The following is an 18,493-nucleotide window of genomic DNA, read 5'->3' on the forward strand; positions in this document are numbered from 1 at the left end:
TCCCGTCGTCCGCCGGCCGTCCCGTACGCACGGCTCGGACCCCGCCCGAGACAGGGGCGGGGTCCGAGCCGTGCGGCGTTGCGGAGGTGCTGTCAGTTCCCGGCGGTCGACGGGGTCCGGTAAAGCGCGCGCATCTCCGCTTCCAGCACCTTGACCTCGTCCGGGCGCGGCCGGCTCTTCGGGTTGAAGAGGCCGTCCTCCTCCCAGCGTTCCGGGTTCAGGCTCAGCGCCGTGACGTTCAGCCAGCCCCGGGCCCGTACGGCCTCAAGGTGCTCCGGAAGCGCGTCTTCCAGCGCCAGGTAGAAGATGACGTGGGCCAGTTCCTCGATACGGTCGAGTCCGTCACGGATGCTGGTGAGCACCGAGGCGAAATCGGGTGCCTCGTCACTGGGGAGGTTCTGGACGAACAGACGGGCGAGCGTCGGCAGGTCGTCGTAGTAGTCGATGTAGTCGAACTCGAACGCCCCCCGGTAGGAGCGCGCCCACTCCTTGAAGAGGTTCATGATGGTGCCCTGGGTGGCCACCGCATGGGCCCCCAGCGCGCTGAGCGTGGTGCTGGTGGGCTCGTCCAGATAGGTGTTGTTGTAGAACTGCGGGTCGGAGAACGACCAGCCCACGTAGTAGTCCCAGACGGTCTTCAACGACATGATGACCGCGTTGTCATGGAACGCGTAGGACCCCTGGATGTTCTGGGTCAGGCCCTCGGCCAGCGAGAGGAACCAGCGGTTGGCGTACCGCACGAACGGCTCGTCGAAGGAGCCCTGCTTGTCGCGGCCGATCATCTCGGTCACGAATCCGTTGGCATAGCCGATCAGGTTGGAACCGACCGAGTAATAGGGGTCGGCGAACACCGCGGCATCGCCGACGCACGCCCAGCGGTCCTGCGAGAACACCTGGTGCGAGGAATGGCTGTAGTTCTTCAGGACACGGAAGTCCAGGACCGGGAGTTCACGGATGGCGGGGGCGAAGCCGGGGACGCGGTCGACCACGAAGTCGATGGCCTTCTCCAGCCGGTTGAACTTCGTCACGGGGTGCAGGTCGTCGGAGACCACGATGCCCACGCTGGTGTGGTCGGGCGCCAGCGGTATCGCCCAGACCCAACCACCCTCGAACATGAAGTGGTTGGTCGAGTTCCAGCGGGGCTCCTGTGCCCGGTCGTGCCAGGCGGTCTGCCCGGCGTCCACCGCGCTGTCGGTGTCGAGGACCCCCTCCAGGCGGAACCAGACCGAGTTGTGCGGCTTGGGGTAGCGCTTGGTCAGGTCGAGCTTGCGCTGGAGCAGCCGGTGGCGACCGGTCGCGTCGACCACCCAGCGACACGTGACGGTGACGGGCTCCTGCTCGCCCTCGTCGTCGAGCTGGTAGGTCACCCGGTGCGGCGCCTCCTGCTCGCCGATCTCGATGTCCAGCACCCGGACGCCTTGTTCCAGACGGGCACCCGCCTCGATCGCGACCACGCGCAGATGCTCCTCGAAGGAGCCGCGGTTGAGCTGGTAGGACTTCGCCGGGAGGAACCTGTTGACCCCGAACTCGGACTCCTGGTGCAGCCCTTCGCCGTTTCCGTAGAAGTAACGGAGCCCGAGCTTTTCGAGCTGGTGCTCCTCCAGGTAGTCCCGCACCCCGACCACCGAGGCGAAGTAGTGGGCGCCCACCTCGACCGACGACTCGCCGACCTTGAAGGCGGACAGCGGGATCGGTGAACGCTCGCGTTCGGCGACAAGCACGCTGAGTTCGGGGTGCGCGTCCCTCAACTGCTTGGCGAGACAGAGACCGGCCAGTCCCCCGCCCGCGATGACCACGTCGTAGTCGACATCCGTGAACATGGATTGAGTACCGCCTTGCCTGTTCAAGATATTTCCGTCTCGGTGTTCTGAAGGTTCTCGATGATGCGGGCCAGGCTCTGGATGGTCCTGCCCAGGTAGGGGTCGGAGTTGTCCAGTTGGACCCCCATCCGCTTCTCCACCTCGGCCACGAGGTCCATCACGCTGAGTGAATCGCCCCCGAGGTCGAAGAAGTCCTCGTCCAGCCCCACGGCCAGCGGGGCGAAGATCTCCTGCCAGATGCCGAGCAGTACGGCTTCGGCGGGAGTGGCCGGCTCGGGCACGGCGCCGGACATCCCGAGGGACTCCTCGTAGCGCGCGGCCAGGGCCGCCGCGTCGACCTTGCCGTGCCGGGTGAGCGGCACGGCGTCCAGAGGAATGACCGCCGAAGGCACCATGTACTCCGGCAGGTCGGCCCTCGTCGCGGCGGTCAGCCGCTCGATGTCCCGCGCCGTGGGGCCCACGACGAAGGCCACCAGGCGTGGCGTCGGGGTATCGGCGCCATGCCAGTGCAGAGCGACGTGTTCCACGGTGTGGTCCCGCGCCAGGACCTCGGCCACGCTGCCCAGTTCGACCCGCCGACCGCGGACCTTGACCTGCGTGTCCCGGCGTTCCACGAACTCCAGGACACCGTCCTCGTGCACCCGGACGATGTCCCCCGACCGGTAGGTGCGCCGTCCGGCGAACGGGCCCGACGACGGGGTGACGAAGCGCTCCGCGGTCAGTGCGGCATCTCCCACATAACCACGGGCCAGTCCCGCACCGGCCAGGTGGAGTTCGCCGCAACCACCTGGCCGCACCACGTCCCCGGACTCGTCGAGGACATACGCGTCGGTATGGTCGATCGGTTTGCCGATCAGCACCGCGGAGTCCGTCGGCGTCAGCCGGTGCACAGTGGAGCAGACAGAATTCTCCGAAGGCCCGTATTCATTCAGGAGAGCGACGTCGGGCAGACGCGCGTAGTGCTCTCTGACCAGATCGGCCGTGAACCACTCCCCCGCGACGGTGACGCTGCGCAGTGCCTTTACCGAAGTGGCGTCCATACCGACGAGGAGGCGCCGGTAGAGTCCGGGCGTGATCAGGAAATGGGATACGTCCCGACGCGCCATCAAATCGACCAGGTACGGCCGGTCGGTAATGCGGTCGGGCCGCGGCAGGAGCAGTTTCGCCCCGGATGTGAGGGCGCAGAAGATGTCTTCGACGGAACTGTCGAAAGAGGGACGCGGTATCGCCAGCGTCACGTCGTCCGCAGTGAATCCGTAATAGGAATTCCGCCAGGTGATCGTATTCACGATGGAGCGGTGCTCGACGGCGATGCCCTTGGGCGTCCCGGTCGTCCCCGAGGTGTAGATCACGTACGCCAGGTCCGCGGGGCCCGAGATCGGCTCGGGATCCGAGTCCGGGGTGCCGAGGAGTCTGCTCATGACGTCGATGATGAACAGTTCACCGCTGAAGAACGCCGCGCCGACGGCGGTCGAGGACTCGACCACCATCGCGCGGGGCCCGACATGCTCCACGATCCGGTGGGTCACCGCCGGCGGATTGTCCGGATCGAGCGGCACATAGGCGCCGCCCGCCTTCAGCGTCGCGAGAACAGCGACGATCACACTCGGGGGATGGCGCATCAAAATCGCCACCGTGTCATCGGGGCGGACGCCGCATACATTGCGCAGATGGTGGGCGAGCTTATTGGCCCTGCGGTTCAGCTCAGCATAACTGAGGGAGTCGCCCTCATATTCGAGGGCAATATCGTCGGGGGCATTCCGGACACTCTCTTCGAAAAATTGCTGTACAGTCCACGAGTTGCCCGTGTCGGCCACCTGAAAATCCCCCTGCAGCATACCTTTAGCGTTCTTTCTGCCGTACCGTATCCTCTTCTGATCGAGTGATCAAGAGGAATCTTCCACACCCTCGGGAGAGTGCGTGGGGAATCCGGATCGCCTCACATCACCGCGATACCGAGGTGGCGGACGAGCGCATCGACGGTGTCCGCGACGCGGGTCTGCGGAAAGAAATGCCCCCCTGCTATCTCCACCGACCGGAAAGGCCCGGAGCACAGGTGCCGCCAGGTCGACACGGACTGCGCCGTGGCGACCGGATCCTCGTTCCCGTAGACCGCGGTGACCGGAACGCTCAGCGCCGGCCTGCCGGGCGGCGGCAGGAAGGCGGCGTGCGCCCTGAGGTCCGCCCGCAGAGCGGGGAAGAAGCCCGCGCGGAACTCAGGGCGGTCGAGCCCGGCGGGGTTCGCGCCGAGGAGACGCCACAACCGCTCGATCTCCTCGTCGTTCCCGACGGGCAGCAGCGGTGTCAGGCCGGGGGCCCCGGCCCCCAGCACGAAGAGATGCTCCGGCGGCCGGCCCGCCTGTACGAGCCGGTGGGCCGTCTCATGGGCCAGAAACGCACCGAAACTGTGCCCGACGAGGACCAGGGGCCCGGGCACCGCCAGAACGTCCGGCAGTACGTCGTCGACCAGCTCGTCCACCGAACCCAGTGAAGGTTCCCTGCCCCGCTCCTGCCGCCCGGGCGGAACATGGGCGTGCAGCGTCAGCGCCTTCGGCAGTCGGCGGGACCACGCGGTGTACGCCGTGGAACCACCTCCCGCGTAGGTGAAGCAGACGAGCGAGACACGGCCTTCGTCAGGGGAGGAAGCGGCCGGGGGCCCGAGACGTCGAAGGGCTCCGGTCCCATGAGGCCGTGCGCCCGGCGCGACCGCGGGTGCCCCGGCAGAGCCGTCTCGCGCGGCATCGCGCGTACCGGACGTGGTCATCCCTCTCCCTCGTTGGTGTTCCTGAGCCCCGTCAACGCGCGTCCGCGGTCTCCCGCAGACCCGCCGAGTCGGTTCCACCGGCGCCCTGTGCCTTGTAGCGGCGTGTGAGGACCAGCAGCGGCTGGGTGAGCAGCGTGGTGATGATCGCCATCAGCACGAGGACGGTGTACAGGGATTCGCTCAGCAGTCCCGCCTGGTATCCCGCGTTGAGCGCGATCAACTCGGTGAGCCCGCGCGTGCTCAGCAACACCCCGATCGTCACCGACGTCCGTCCGTCGAGCCCACTGACCCGGGCCGCCAGTGCGCCGGAGCCCACCTTGACCACGACCGCCAGCACGGTGACACCGATCAGGACGGCGATCGCGGTTCCGCCCATCGAGCTGATGGAGACGCTGCGGCCCGATACCACGAAGAAGAACGGCAGGAACAGGGAGCCGATCGCGTCCAGGCTGCGGACGAGATCCGGGTCGAGCGTGCCGTCCGGTTCCCTCGGGGTGACCACTCCGGCCAGGAGCGCACCGAAGATGACGTGCAGGCCGAGAGCGCTGGTCACCCAGGCGGCGGCGAAGGCGAACCCGATGAGCACCGCGAGACGTGCCTGCGTGGACACGGCGGGACGCCGCATCACCCGGCGCAGCAGCAGCCGCACCGGCCAGGCCATCACGGCCACCGCGAGGAGGAGCAGCACGATCCGCACCGGGACGGACAGTCCGGACGCGCCGCCGGAGCCCATCAGGGTGGCGACCAGGACCATCCAGCCCGCGACGTCGATCAGCCCGGCCGCCGAGACGGCCACCACTCCGGGCACCGTGCCGGCGAGTCCGCTCTCCCGGACCACCACGATCAGCACCGGGACCGCCGTGATCGACAGCGCCACGGCCAGGAAGAGGACCGATCTGAACGACATCTCGTGCGGCAGGCCCAGCTTCTCCAGCGTTCCGTGGAAGAGCACCGCGGCACCCGCGCCCACCATCATGGGGACCACGAGCGCGGCGACGGCGACGGACAACGTGACCCGTGACCGCCCGCGCAGCACCTTCAGATCCAGCTCATAGCCGATGAAGTAGAGGAACAGCACCAGGGAGACCTGGCTCAGCCCGGTCATCATCGGGGTGATCTCCGCGGGGAAGAGCGTTTTGCCCACCGAGGAGGGAAGCTGACCGAGCAGGCTCGGACCGAGGGCGATTCCCGCGATCAACTGACCGACGATGGACGGCTGTCCGAGCTTGCGCGCCAGAACGCCCGCCCCGTTGGCGATCAGCAGGATGACCGCCGTCGCACCTATGAGATGGGTGATGGCCAGATCCGTGCTCATCGTTCTCCTTCCGTGGCTGCTGCCGCACTCGCGCAGGAGTGTGGAGCAGCGGCCTTGTGCAGCAGTTCCCGCAGAGCCGATCCGGCGTCGGGGCGTTCGAACAGATAGAAGTGACCGCCGGGGAACCCCCGCACGACGACCGGGTCCGGGCCGCAGTCCGCCCAGTCACTGAGGCCGTCCGGCGCCGTCGTCTCGTCCTCCGTGCCGTACCAGACCTCGTAGGGAACGCCCCGGTGGTCACCCCCGCCCGGCGTGTAGGTGTCCGCGAGGTGGAGGTCGTGGCCGAGTACGTCGACGAAGTGCTCGACCAGCTCGGGATCCTCGAACAGTTCGGGCGGACAGCCGCCGAAACGGCGCAGGTCGTCGAGGACCGACGCACGGGTGCGGCTGACGAAAGGCGCTGCGGGCGTGGTGGCGGCGTCCGCGGCGCGGCGCGGTGACGCGGAGGCCGACACCACGACGGTACGGACCAGTGCTCGCCGGTCCTCGGGAAGTGTGCCGACCAGCCGGTGCGCGAGAAGGCCGCCCAGGCTGTGGCCGAAGACCACGCACGGCCGGTCCACCGCGGCATGGAAATCCCGGGCGAGACGCTCCACCGCGTCCTCGAAGTCCGCGGGCCTGAGGTCCTCCTCGCCCTCGTCGCGGCCGGGGAGTTGGAAGAGCAGCGACTCGGTCTCGTCGCTCAGGCCCCGGACGAACGGCAGATAGGCGGTTGCCGAGCCGCCGGCGTGGTGGAAGGCGAGCAGTCGGGTGGAGGCGTCCGACGGCCCGACGCGCAGGAACGCGGCGGTCATCGCGATCGGCCCCCCGTCCCGCCGAGGCCGTGGAAGGTGACCGGCAGGCTGACGGTCCCGTTGATGAAGTTCGACCGGAGCCGTTGAACGGGCCCGGACAGGGCGGCCGTCACCGGCAGGTCGGCGAGCGCGCGGAAGAGCACCGAGAGTTCGGTCTGGGCGAGCATCGCCCCGATGCACCGGTGCAGGCCCGCGCCGTAGGAGAGGTGACGGTTGGGGGTACGGGCGAGATCGAAGGTCTCGGGGTCGGTGAACTGTTTGGCGTCACGGTTCGCCGACGCGTTCCACAGGGTGACGACATCGCCGCTGCGGATCATGCGCCCGCCGATCTCCACGTCCCGCAGCGCACCGCGGCGCACATACAGATTGGTGGAGCTCCAGCGCAGTATCTCGTTGACGGCGCTGTCCAGCAGGCGGGGCTCCTGCCGCAGTTCCGCGTACTGTCCCGGATGGCCGATCAGCGCCTCAAGGCCGGAGCACGCCGTGTACGACGAGGTCTCGTTGCCGCCGACGGCGATGTTCATGCAGTTGTAGAGGATCTCGTCCTCGGTCCAGGCGCGGCCGTTCATCTCCGCCTTGAGCAGTCGGCTGACCAGGTCCGGGCCGGGGTTCTTGCGGCGTGCGCGCAGGACCTCCGCGAAGAACTCGAAGATATCGGCCTGCGTCATGGCGAGGACCAGGCGCTCGTCCTCCGCCGGGTCCCCGAAGTGGGGGTCCCGGAAGCCGATCATGCGGCGCGTCATGCCGATCAGCTCGTGGGCGTCCTGGTACGACACCCCGGTGATGGCCATCACCGCGCCCGCGGGGAGTTCGGTCGCCACATCCGTGGAGAAGTCACAGCCGCCGTCGGCCAGCGCTCGCTCCAGGGCCGCCGTGACCAGCCGGGTGACCTGCTCCGCGACTTTGCGCAGCATGTCCTGGCTGAACGCCCAGTGCAGTTGCTGGCGGATCATCCGGTGCCGGGGCAGATCCGTGGCGACCATCATCAGCCCGGCCGAGGGGTCCTTCTCGCTGCGGAACGAACCGCCGAGCATGGGCCCGCTCTCGGAGCTGAAGCCGGTGTGGTCGAGATACACCTGGGAGATGTCCTCGTACCCGGTCAGCGCCCAGAAGCCGGCGCCGTCCTGACCGGTCTCATGCCAGTGGACCGGGTCGTTCTCACGTAGCCACGCCAGCATCGCGTGGTGTTCCTGGCGGACGAACCGATCGGGGTCGGTCAGGTCCACGATGGGCCGGGTCACGGGCGCACCGCCTCCTTGCGGTCACGTATGAGAGCGGCGAGGGTCTCCAGCCGGCTGGTGGTCAGTACCTCCCGGGAGCTGAGTGTGACCCCCAGCTCCTTGGAGACCCGCCGCAGCAGCCTGAAGGACAGCAGGGAGTTGCCGCCCAGCTCGAAGAAGTCGTCGGTGGCACCGGCCCGTTCGACCGCCAGGAGCTCCTGCCAGATACCCGCCAGATAGCGCTCCTCCTCATCACGCGGGGCGATGTACGCGGCGTCGCGCCTCTGATGCTCCGCGACGACGTGCCGCAGCTGGTCCAGATCACGCTTGCCGTGGGCCGTGGCGGGGATCTCGGGGACCCTGATCAGCGCGCTGGGAACCATGAAATCGGGCAGTGCCGCCTCGGCGTGCTCGCGCAGTGCGCTCAGCGAGACAGGGCCGTCGGCGACGACCAGTCCCACCAGGTGGCGGTCCTCCCCCTCTCCCACGGGAAGCACGGCCACCTCGCGTACATCGCCGTGCCGTGCCAGCGTCCGCTCGACCTCACGGGGCTCGACCCGGTATCCGCGGATCTTGACCTGGTCGTCGGTGCGCCCCAGGTAGTGCAGCCGGCCTTCCGCGTCGAGGCGGACGAGATCACCGGTCGCGTACATCCGGCTGCCGTCAGCGGCGAACGGGTCGTACGGGAACCGCTCGTCGGTGAGCTCGGGCTGGTCGAGATAGCCGAGCGCGACCCCGGAACCGGCCACGTACAGTTCGCCGGGTTCACCCGGCTCCACCTCGGCACGGGAGGAGACGTCGAGCACCCGCAGGGTGGCCCCGCGCAGTGGCCGGCCGATCGGGACGGAACCCGCGTCCGGCGCCAGCTCCCGTACCTCGTACGCCGCGCATGCCGTGGTCGCCTCGGTGGGGCCGTACAGGTTGAACAGGCGTCCGGAGAACGAGCCGGCCAGCAGATCACGGCAGGCCTGCGGGAGGATGACGTCCCCGCCCGTGCACAGGATGCGCAGGGGTGAGAACGCGTCCCGGTCCTCGCGTACCACATGGTTGAAGGCCATGGTGGGCACCAGCATGGCGCTGATCCGGTGGCGCCGGAGTTCGCGCTGGATGTCGCGGCCCACCAGGTCGGGCATGGTCGGCAGGACCACGATCTCGGCCCCGCCCGCGAAAGCGCACCAGGTCTCGTAGTGGAAGGCGTCGAAGGAAAGGCTCGACACATGGCCCACCCGGTCCTCGGGGCCGAGCCGGGGCAAGGTGTCGTCGCAGGCGAACTGGTGCAGGTTCCCGTGGGTCAGGACCACGGCCTTGGGGGTGCCGGACGAGCCGGATGTGAAGAGCAGGGCGGCCGGGTCACTCGCGCCGACGGGCTCCTGCGGACCCGACGGCGGGTCCGTTTCCGCCGCGGCGTCCGGAAGGTCCGCGAGGTGGATCGACTTGACGCCGAGTCCGGCCAGGTGTCCGCTGTCGGGCGAGTCGGTCACCACCAGCGCCGGCTTGCTCCGGGTGATCATCAAGTCGCGGCGGGCATCGGGGTACCGGGTGTCGACGGGCACGTAGGCCGCGCCGGTCTTGAGGACCGCGAGCAGGGTGACGAACACCTGGACTCCGCGCTCAAGGTGGTAGGCGACGCGATCGCCGCGCCGCACACCGGCACCGCGCAGCCGCGCGGCGAGTGCGTCGGAGGCCCGGTCGAGCTCCCGGTAGCTCAGGTTCGTCCGGTCGTCCCGGACAGCGGGCCGGTCGCCGTGCCGCAGAACGGTTTCCCGGAACAGTTCGTTCAAGGTCGCCCCGCACACCGGCTGGTCAGGGAGGGAAGTGTTCAGTTCCACTGCTTCAGAGTTTCTGGCTCGGGGGCACCGAGGTGACGGTGCGACATGGTGGGCGGAGGATTCAGAAGTCGTAGTGCGTCGCACCCAGGCCCACTTCCTCACTGGCTCGTTCGCGGGAGACGGGAGTCGCGGGGCTCGTGCTCACCTCGCGCAGCAGCTGGACCAGCTGGTCGGCGAATTCCTCCGCCTCTTCAGCCGTCACCAGACAGTCGTCGTAGGTGAGATCCAGTCGCAGCAGGTCGCCGCGGCGGCTCGCGTACAGCCACAGGTCGCTGTTGGCGGGCAACCGGTCGGGCAGTACGTCCTCGACCACATAGGTCTCGGCGCGCATGCTCGCGTTCTCCCAGCTGACACCCAGGTCGAGCAGCAGGCTGCGGCCCGGGCCGCCGGGCAGCGCCATGCGCTCGGCGAGGACGTCGAACGGCAGCCGCGACTGCTCGTACGCCTCGAAGACACGGTCCTGGACGTGCTCCAGCAGTCCGCCCAGATCGGTCTGCGGCTCGAACTCCAGGCGCAGCGGGACGGCGTTGGCCAGATAGCCGATCAGTGGATCGGCGTCCGCGTGCCGACGCAGGCTGGCCGGGAATCCGACGACCAGGTCGCGGCTTCCGGTGGCCCGGTGGACGAGCGCCGTGAACGCGGTGACGGCCACGGCGAACGCGGTACCCATGGCCCCGTCCAGGACGGCGGCGGGCACTGTGCGCCGGGCCACACCGGCCTGTCCGCGCCGGGTGCCGCGCCGGGCGCCGTCCACCAGGTCGCCGTACTGCTCCACACCGGCCAGTCGCTCGCGCCAGAATTCCTCCTGCTCGCGGGCCTCTTCGCTGTCGAGCCAGGCGTGCTCCTCCGCGATCCAGTCCCGGTAGTCGTAACTCAGCGGCGGAAGTTCCGCCGGCTCCCCCGCGACCACCTGGTCGTAGGCGGTGAACAGGTCGGTGAGCAGCACCTCGACACTGGCACCGTCGTACACCAGGTGGTGTGCCGTGACGGTCAGCAGGTCGCCGCCACGCGTGCCCTGGAACAGCCGGATCTCCAGCAGAGCGGGCCGGCCCAGATCGAAGGAGACCTGCCGGGCCTCGCGCAGCGCGTCCATCACCTCGGGCCCCGCGGGTCCGCGTCGGGCAGGGCGACGACCGACAGCGGCGGGCCGTCGGGGAGGTGGTCCAGCACGACCAGCTCGGCCGACGCCCCTTGGGAGCGCACACAGGCACGCAGCATCGACTGCCGGGCCACGACGGCGTCCAGGGCCGTGCGCAGGGCGTCCGCGTCGATGCTGCGGCCGGTGTGGACCAGGTCGGAGATGATGAACGCGCCCGGCGTCTGCCGGCGCGAGGTCAGCCAGACCCGGCGCTGCGCACGCGACAGCGGGCCCGCCGCCCCGGCTCCGGGGCCGGCGCCCTGCCCCACCTCGACCACAGGAACGGCCGGCTCGGACGGCCGCCGCGGGGTGCGGACCGCGTCGTCCGCGACTGCCCGGGCCACTGCCCGGACGGTCGGCCGGGCGAAGACCGTCTTCACGGCCACCCCGAGTTCCTGGGCGATCCGGGCGGCGACCAGGCTGTGGCCCCCCAAGGAGAAGAGGTCGGCGTCGAGTTCGGTGACCGGCTTCCCCAGCAGCTCGGACCAGAGCCGCGCGACACGCTGTTCGGTCTCGGTCCAGGTCGCGTCCACGGCCGGGGCATCGGACGCCGGGGCGTCGAAGACCGGGGCGTCGGGCAGGGCCCGCCGGTCCAGCTTGCCGCTCGGCGAGAGCGGCAGCGCGTCCACCGTGACGAAGGCCTCGGGCACCATGAACGCGGGCAGCCGCTCGGCCGCGAACGCGCGCAGATCGGAGTGCGCCGCGCCGCCCACCACGTAGGCCACCAACCGCGGTTCGCCCGAAGCGCCGGGAGCGGCGACGACGGCGCAGGCACGGACCTCGGGGGCGAGTTCCAGGACGGCGGCGGTCTCGCCCGGCTCGACCCGGTTGCCGCGGATCTTGACCTGGTCGTCGATCCGGCCCAGGTAGCAGAGCGTGCCGTCGGGCAGCCACCGTGCGAGGTCCCCCGTGCGGTACATACGTGCGCCGTCCCGTTCGGGGTGCGCGACGAACCGCCGGGCGGTCAGCTCCGGGGATCCGAGGTAGCCGCGTGCCAGGCCCACACCGCCGACGCACAGTTCGCCGGGCGCGCCGAGGGGAACGAGACGGCCGTCCTCGTCGAGCACGTCGGCCCACCGGTCCGGCAGGGGCCGTCCGATGGGGACCGTCTCCTCGCCCGGGACGAGACGGTGCAGGGTCGAAAGGACGCTGTCCTCGCTGGGGCCGTACTCGTTGAAGAGATCGGAACCGGGCAGCAGCCGGGCGTGCCGGGCGGCCAGCGCCTCGGTGATCCGTTCCCCGCCCAGCACGACCTGCCGTACGGAACGCAGAGCGGGCCCCGCGTAGTCGAGCAGGAGCTGATAGAGGCTCGGCACCATCTGCGCGTGGGTGATCCCCTCCCGCTGGATGACCGCCGCGACCTCATCGGGGTCGAGCAGCTGGTCGCGGGTGATGACGACGAGCGGGGCCCCGGCCGCCAGAGCGGTGAAGACGTCGGAGATACCGGCATCGGCGTGCAGGGGATCGACCTGGAGTACGCGGGAGTCGGGCCCCAGACCGTAGTAGCCGATCCTGAAGAGCACGGTGTTGACGATCCCCCGATGCTCCACCATGACGCCCTTGGGGGTGCCGGTGGAGCCCGAGGTGTAGACCACGTAGGCGAGGTCGCGCGGGCCGGCGGCGGGGAAGGCGGGCGCGTCGCCCTGGGCGGTGGAGGAGGTCCGGGCCGCGACCACGGGTACGCCGGTCTCGGCCAGCGCGTTGCCCGGTATGCCGTCCGTCACCACGACGACGGCACCGCTGTCCCGGATCAGACCGGCCAGCCGGTGGTCGGGCTGCTCGGGGTCCAGGGGCAGGAAGGCGGACCCGGTCTTCAGGATGGCGAGGAGGGTCACCACCATCATCTCGGAGCGGACGCACGCGAAGGCCACCACGCGGTCCGGGCCGAGGGGACCGGCCGCCGCGATGCGGCGGGCCAACGCCTCGGCCGCGGCGTCGAGTTCGGCGTAGGTCAGGGTCTGTTCGCCGCAGCGCACCGCGGGCGCCTGTGGATGCCGGGCGGCCTGGGCTTCGACCAGGGCGAGCAGATTCCCGTCGGCGGCGAAGCCGCTGTCCCCGCCGGAGCCGAGGGCGAGCAGTTCCGCGTGCTGTTCCGGCGGGAGGGACCGGTACGCCCGCACCGGCTGGTCCGGGTCCGCCGCCAGACTCGCGAGCAGCAGGCCGAGGTGGTCGAGTACGCGACGGACGGCCCGCTCCTGGAGCACATCGGTACGGTAGGAGGCCGAGATCTCCAGGGTCCCGTCGGGCCGGGGCCGCCCCACGGCGATGGCCAGGTCCCCCGGGGCGCCGTGGGCGCCGGAGGGATCCTGGCGCACCGCGACGTCCAGGACGAGGTGGTGCTCGGCGCCCTGGTCCGCGGCCGGGCCGTCGGTGGACGCGAGGGCGGACACCTCGGCGTGCACCAGTTCGCGCAGGGTCCGGTCGCCGTCGACCGTACGGCGCACCACCTGGCGGGACGTCGGTCCCCCGGCCATCACGCCGAGCGCCACGTCCGCCTGTCCGCTCAGCCGTGCGAGCAGGACACGCACGACAGCGGCCGTCACCGCCAGCGGTGAGCCGCCGCACTCCGCGGCGAGCGCGGTGAGCCGCTCGGCGGCCGCCCGCTCCACGGTGACCCGCAGTTCCGCGCGGGCGTCGCCACCATCGGGACCGGGACGGCGGTCGAGCGGCGATTCCGCCGCGGGGCCCGCCGAAACCTGCTGCTCTTGGCCGACTTGTCGCACGTCGGCGCCGGTCAGCTGCTCCTCGTCCACAACAGGGCCTTTCACAGTCGGAGATCGGACAGTTGCTCGGCCAGGTCGCCGAGGAGGGCAGGGAGTCCGTCGATCAGATAGAAGTGACCGCCGGGGTATCGGCGGGCGCTGAAGCCGGCGGTGGTCTCCTTGGACCACCCGGTGAGCACGTCACCCGGAACCCGCTGATCCGTCTCACCGGCGAACGCCGAGATGGGACAGCCGAGCGCCCCTCGCGCGGCGGGGCGGTACGCCTCCAGCCAGGAGAGATCGCACCGCACCGCGGGGATCACCAGCTCCAGCAGGTCCGGCATGGCCAGCAACTGCTCCGATACGCCGCCCTGTTCGACCATCCAGTCCACCAGGCCGGCGTCGTCGAACCGTGACACCGCCGCCCTCGGGGCGGCGAGCGCGGGCGGCGGCGAGCCCGAGACCGAGAGGTGGACCGGTCCCGCTCCGGTGGCACCGAGCCGGTGCGCCAGTTCGAAGGCGAGCAGCGCGCCGTTGCTGTGCCCGAACAGGGCGTACGGCAGGCCCTGGTGGTCGGCCTCGACAGCCTTCGCCATCGCGTCGAGGTCGATCCCCAGAGGCTCCCGGATACGGTTCTCGCGACCCGGCAGCTGGACGGCGATCACGTCGATCCAGGCGGGCAGATTGCGCGCCCAGTCCCGGTAGGCCGAGGCGCCGCCGCCCGCGTGGGGCAGACAGTAGAGGGCGAGGCGGGCGTCCGGGCGCTGCCCGCCTCGCATCAGCCAGGGGCTTCCCGGCCTCGCGGATTCCTGCATGGTCATGGTGTCAGCCGCTTCATCGGTGTGGTTGCCGGGCCAAGGGACTGGTGAGTGCCGAGCCCCGGGGTCCGGTACCGGAGGTCCTCCGGGTTACGGTCCGCGCGGGGTACGACGATCTGAGGCGTCAGGCCGCGGGCCAGACGCGCTCCGCCTGGCGGTACAGGAGCTCGGCGGTCACCCCGCGCCGGGCCGCCAGTTCGGCGAGCAACGCCGCCTGCTGCACGGGTTCGGCGTCTGCCTCGTACTCGGATCCGGTGAGGTGCTTGAGCCAGGGCTCGAGACCCATCGCGTAGGCGTACACGTGCTCGGCACCGAGTTGCCCGGCCAGCCGGTCGGCCATCGCGGCATCGCTGCCCTTGAGACGGCGCTCCGCGTTGTGCTGGCGTGACAGCGGCTCGTCGAGCAGCGGCCCGTACAGCCACTTGAGCGGGGCGCCGACGCACTCAAGTCCGATGAAGAGCGCGTCGAGCCGGCCGACGACGTCCGAGATGTTGTCGTACAGCGCCGGCTCCACCGGGGTGATGTCGGTGGCGAACATGAAGGAGCGGCCGAGCGCCCGGACCAACGGCACGACCTTGGTGCGGATGTCCAGGTCGGCGTGTTCCCCGATGAAGGGCAGCGCCGTCACCTCGACGCGCTCCGCGACGCGGTGGCTCTCCAGCTCGCCCAGTTCCTGCACCCGCTCGAATCCGAGCGCCTGGAGCATCGTCTTCAGGCTCGGGTCGGGCAGCGAACCGCCGGACGCCCGCGGCACGAGGATGACGCCTACCCGCGACCGCAGTTGGAGCAGGGTCTCCAGGGAGAAGTGGTCGGAGTGGAAGTGGCTGATGACCACCGCGTCGATGAAGGGGGGCAGATCGGCGATGGTGAAGTGCTCGTGGCCGTCACCCTCGTAGCCGATCAGCGGATCCAGCAGCACCGCCGTGTCCTCGGTCTCGATGAGCACGGTGGCGTGATTGAAGTAGCGGACGCGGACCGTGTCGGGTGCGGTCCTCGCGTACGGCCGCGGCGCGTCCGCTGCGAAGAGCGCGGTGAACGCCTCCAGGTCGCTGACGCCGAGGCGCTCGGCGAGCGCGTCGACGTCCACCGGGGTGAGCCGGGCCGCGAAGAACTCGTCCCAATGGGGGGAGTCGAAGGGCACCGGCACGTCGAGGCGGTGCGGGCTGGGAAGGACCGGGCTCCCGTAGACGAAGGGCTGAGCGGTGGGCGCCGCGCTCAGCGACACGGTCTGGGCTTCGCGCTCGAAGGCCGGCGAGCGGTACATCAGCGATTCGAAGAAGCGGAAGGAGGGGCGGTGCGCGGTGTCGTACACCAGCTCCACCCGGCCGCGGAGCGACTCGGGTACCTGGGCGTACAGCGGCTCCATCGAACCGCCGACCGCCTTCTCCTTGAGAAGTGCCCGCAGTTCGTCGATGTCCTGCGCCAGCTGGAGCTTGGCGCTGCCTCCGGCGAGCATGGCGTCGAGGAGCTCCTTGACCTGCTCGACACCGGCGCCTTCCGGATTCAGGAAGGGGCCCCCGTACCGCGCGGGGTCGGACAGGACGGACTCATGCATATGAGGTGCCATCAGATATGCCTGGACGATCGGCAGAAGACGGTCCCTCAGGTTCAGTGCGCCTGTGTGCGGCGCCAGCAGATACGGCCAGGCGTACCAGCGGTGAAGGAGCGGCTGAGCCACCACAGACGGGCGGAGATACATTCCCCGGTTGGCCGACACGGTTCCCCCATGAAGTCTAAATCGATGCGGCACGCCAGTTCGCGGCATTGCGCACGCTCAACATGAAATCGGACAGACAGCAAGAAAGTGGGGCCACGATTGTGTATCGACGGCCCGGGAGAGGCGTAACTCGACCTCTCCGGCTGCAAGAAAGGCATTTCTACCACATGGTGAGTCCGCTGGTCTCGACGAATTTCCGCACGCGCCGCGGTCGACCCACCGATATGAAGCACTTCCATCTCCCCCTTACGTCAAGGGAGTTGGGTTGCGACGTGAATCACACCACAATGCGACCCGCGGCGGAATCCCGCGCATCCCGCGACTTTCGGAGATCACGGGTGATCACCGTTTTCTGCAGCCAGCGGTCGGTACCGTCGTAGCGGGCTGTGAAGGCGCGACGCCCATGGGCCGCGAGGTAGTTGTCGACGACCAGCAGCGTGCCCGCGTCGACCACCACGTCCTGCTGCACCCGCTCCAGCTCCGTCACCAGTTCCTTGAGCGCCAGTTCCGCCTCGGCATCATCCTCGACGCAGCGCATGAAGAACGGATCGATGCGCAGATACGGCGAGTCCGCGGCGCCGAAGAGCACGGCGACCGGTTCGGGGTCCTCCCGCATCGCGCGCATCCGCAGCAGCCCGGGGTCATCGGGCCGCTCGACGGCGAGCTGACGCAGATGCTCGTCGTCGGGAAGGATGTAGAAGCGCCGCTCGGACAGCACCCGGCGGGTGGGTTCCGACAGGTGCACGTCCCGAACGGATGCCAGGGTCGTCGGCACCCGGTCGTGATTACGTATGCCGAAAAGGGCAAGGTAGTCGCAGCGATAGGGATGGAAAGCGTCCTCGGTGTGCCATTCCAGCAGCACTTCACTGCCGTGGCCGCTTTGCTGTCCCTCTTCGCCGGCGATGGGCAGCACATTCTGAATCATGCGGCCGGACTGCAGTGTCGGCCAGCTGAAGACTTCGCCGAGGCACCTGCTGATCAGCGAGAGGAACCGCTCTTCGCGGCGGGTACGGCCGGCGGCCGCGGCCGCGGCCCAGTCGCGGGGCGTCGGGCCGACAGCGCTGTCGTCGACGCCGAACCCGTGCAGGAGGAAGGCGGCCGCCGAGTCATTGCGCCGAAAGTCCTCCAGGAATCTACGCAATCCGATCGGCACGCGTGCCACCAGCTCCCAGGCGTTGTCATGGAACACCTGATCCCCAGGATCGCTGTACTCGATATCAGGATCGGCCAACAGCTGCTCCAAGGAGCGTACCTCTTCGGCCGAGAGCTCGTAGTTCAGGATTCCGTGGTACTGACTCACTGGTATCTCCATTTCTCGTTCAGGGGCAGCAGCAGGAGCAAGAACGGAAGGCGGAGATCGGTCCGGTCCCTGCTTGCGCCTCTCAAGGCAGGTGCAATCACCGGCTATCGGGAACCGAGGTTCAGATCGAGCGTCATACAGCGGATACCGCCGCCCGCCTTCAGGAACTCGCCGATCAAACTGATCACCACCGTGTATCCACGGTCCTTCAGTTCAGCGGCCAGGGCGTCGGAGCAGGCGGACATCACGATGTTCTTCCCGATGACGACGGAGTTGGCGCTGAAGTCCATGGCCTCCTCCTCGCTCACGACCAGAGGATCCGGGACCAGGTCGAGCACCCTCTTCCTGCTCTCTTCGTCCCAGGCCGAAGGCGCCATGATCGCGGTGCGCGAGTCGAGGGGGCAGAACGACATGTCCAGGTGGTACAGGCGCGGGTCGCACAGCTTGATGCTCACGACCTCGCTCTCGAAGACCTCGGCCATGTGCGCGTGAGCGGAGCGCGTGGTCCGGAAGCCATGGCCCGCCACCAGTGCGTCGGCGAAGGCGAGCACATCGCCGCCCTCGAGGAACGTCTCGGCGTCCGCCAGCGGTTCGAGCTCGGTGAATCCGTTCGCGGTCAGCCAGGCGGCCCCGTATGCCGCCTCGGCGCGCCGTTCCTCATGGCGGAACTTCGCCCGCAGAAACCGGCCGCCGCGCACCACGGCGATGTCCGCCGGGAAGACCATGTCACTCAAGCCCTCGACGGAATCCTGGGCGAACGTCTGGGCGCCACAGCGTTCCATGGCTTCGCGAAGGCCGTCCCACTCCGAAAAACTGCGCTCGCGGTCGGGCCGGTTCTCCCGGTTCATCCACGGGTTGATTTCGAAGGTCACGTCGAAGTGCGAGGGCCGGCTGAGCAAGAACCTTCGCCCGGACCCGACCCGCGCCGACCCGGAGTCCGCTGCGACGAAGGTGCTTTTCTCGGCATTCTGCATCAGGACTGAGCTGCTTTCTCTCGATGAGTGTGCGTCGTGGTCGTGGTCGTGGTCGTGGCGTGCCGCCGCCTTGCCGCGCCATCGGCCCGGCCGACGATCAGG

At 69.4% G+C, this 18,493-nt stretch carries 13 protein-coding genes; all 13 read right to left on the reverse strand.

Features of this window, described 5'->3' with window-relative positions:
• Window positions 1-92 precede the first annotated feature (92 nt).
• Window positions 93-1,820 carry an NAD(P)/FAD-dependent oxidoreductase gene (locus BX283_RS07885; protein ID WP_101386927.1) on the reverse strand — a complete coding sequence of 576 codons (1,728 nt, stop codon included), beginning with the start codon at window positions 1,818-1,820 and terminating at the stop codon, window positions 93-95.
• 23 nt (window positions 1,821-1,843) lie between these two features.
• On the reverse strand, window positions 1,844-3,658 hold the full coding sequence (locus tag BX283_RS07890) for a non-ribosomal peptide synthetase (protein ID WP_101386928.1): 1,815 nt from the start codon (window positions 3,656-3,658) through the stop codon (window positions 1,844-1,846).
• A 101-nt stretch (window positions 3,659-3,759) separates the two neighbouring features.
• Entirely contained in the window at window positions 3,760-4,584 is an 825-nt protein-coding gene (locus tag BX283_RS07895; RefSeq protein ID WP_101386929.1) for a thioesterase II family protein, read from the reverse strand.
• Window positions 4,585-4,615: 31 nt separating this feature from the next.
• The gene (locus BX283_RS07900; RefSeq protein WP_101386930.1) at window positions 4,616-5,899 is read right to left on the reverse strand and encodes a cation:proton antiporter; all 1,284 of its coding nucleotides are present in this window, start codon (window positions 5,897-5,899) and stop codon (window positions 4,616-4,618) included.
• The gene (locus tag BX283_RS07905) at window positions 5,896-6,693 is read right to left on the reverse strand and encodes a thioesterase II family protein (protein ID WP_101386931.1); all 798 of its coding nucleotides are present in this window, start codon (window positions 6,691-6,693) and stop codon (window positions 5,896-5,898) included. The genes BX283_RS07900 and BX283_RS07905 overlap by 4 nt, the downstream gene beginning before the upstream one ends.
• Entirely contained in the window at window positions 6,690-7,934 is a 1,245-nt protein-coding gene (locus BX283_RS07910) for a cytochrome P450 (protein WP_218976515.1), read from the reverse strand. The genes BX283_RS07905 and BX283_RS07910 overlap by 4 nt, the downstream gene beginning before the upstream one ends.
• Window positions 7,931-9,694 (reverse strand): non-ribosomal peptide synthetase, encoded by a 1,764-nt coding sequence (locus tag BX283_RS07915; RefSeq protein ID WP_257582213.1) that lies wholly within the window; start codon window positions 9,692-9,694, stop codon window positions 7,931-7,933. Before BX283_RS07915 ends, BX283_RS07910 begins: the two co-directional genes overlap by 4 nt.
• Before the next feature lie 109 nt (window positions 9,695-9,803).
• Window positions 9,804-10,835 (reverse strand): condensation domain-containing protein, encoded by a 1,032-nt coding sequence (locus BX283_RS07920; protein WP_101386933.1) that lies wholly within the window; start codon window positions 10,833-10,835, stop codon window positions 9,804-9,806.
• On the reverse strand, window positions 10,835-13,648 hold the full coding sequence (locus BX283_RS07925) for an amino acid adenylation domain-containing protein (protein WP_143676402.1): 2,814 nt from the start codon (window positions 13,646-13,648) through the stop codon (window positions 10,835-10,837). The genes BX283_RS07920 and BX283_RS07925 overlap by 1 nt, the downstream gene beginning before the upstream one ends.
• A complete protein-coding gene (locus tag BX283_RS07930; protein WP_101386935.1) occupies window positions 13,645-14,403 on the reverse strand; it encodes a thioesterase II family protein in 759 nt (252 codons plus the stop codon). Before BX283_RS07930 ends, BX283_RS07925 begins: the two co-directional genes overlap by 4 nt.
• A 121-nt stretch (window positions 14,404-14,524) precedes the next feature.
• Window positions 14,525-16,165, reverse strand: a complete 1,641-nt coding sequence (locus tag BX283_RS07935; protein WP_180357099.1) for an MBL fold metallo-hydrolase — start codon at window positions 16,163-16,165, stop codon at window positions 14,525-14,527.
• A 229-nt stretch (window positions 16,166-16,394) separates the two neighbouring features.
• Entirely contained in the window at window positions 16,395-17,417 is a 1,023-nt protein-coding gene (gntD, locus tag BX283_RS07940) for a guanitoxin biosynthesis L-enduracididine beta-hydroxylase GntD (RefSeq protein WP_257582219.1), read from the reverse strand.
• 104 nt (window positions 17,418-17,521) lie between these two features.
• Complete coding sequence (locus BX283_RS07945) at window positions 17,522-18,289, reverse strand: dimethylarginine dimethylaminohydrolase family protein (protein WP_180357100.1); 768 nt, start codon at window positions 18,287-18,289, stop codon at window positions 17,522-17,524.
• Window positions 18,290-18,493: the final 204 nt, after the last annotated feature.

The organism is Streptomyces sp. TLI_146, from assembly GCF_002846415.1.
In the GTDB taxonomy this organism is placed as follows: Bacteria; Actinomycetota; Actinomycetes; order Streptomycetales; family Streptomycetaceae; genus Streptomyces.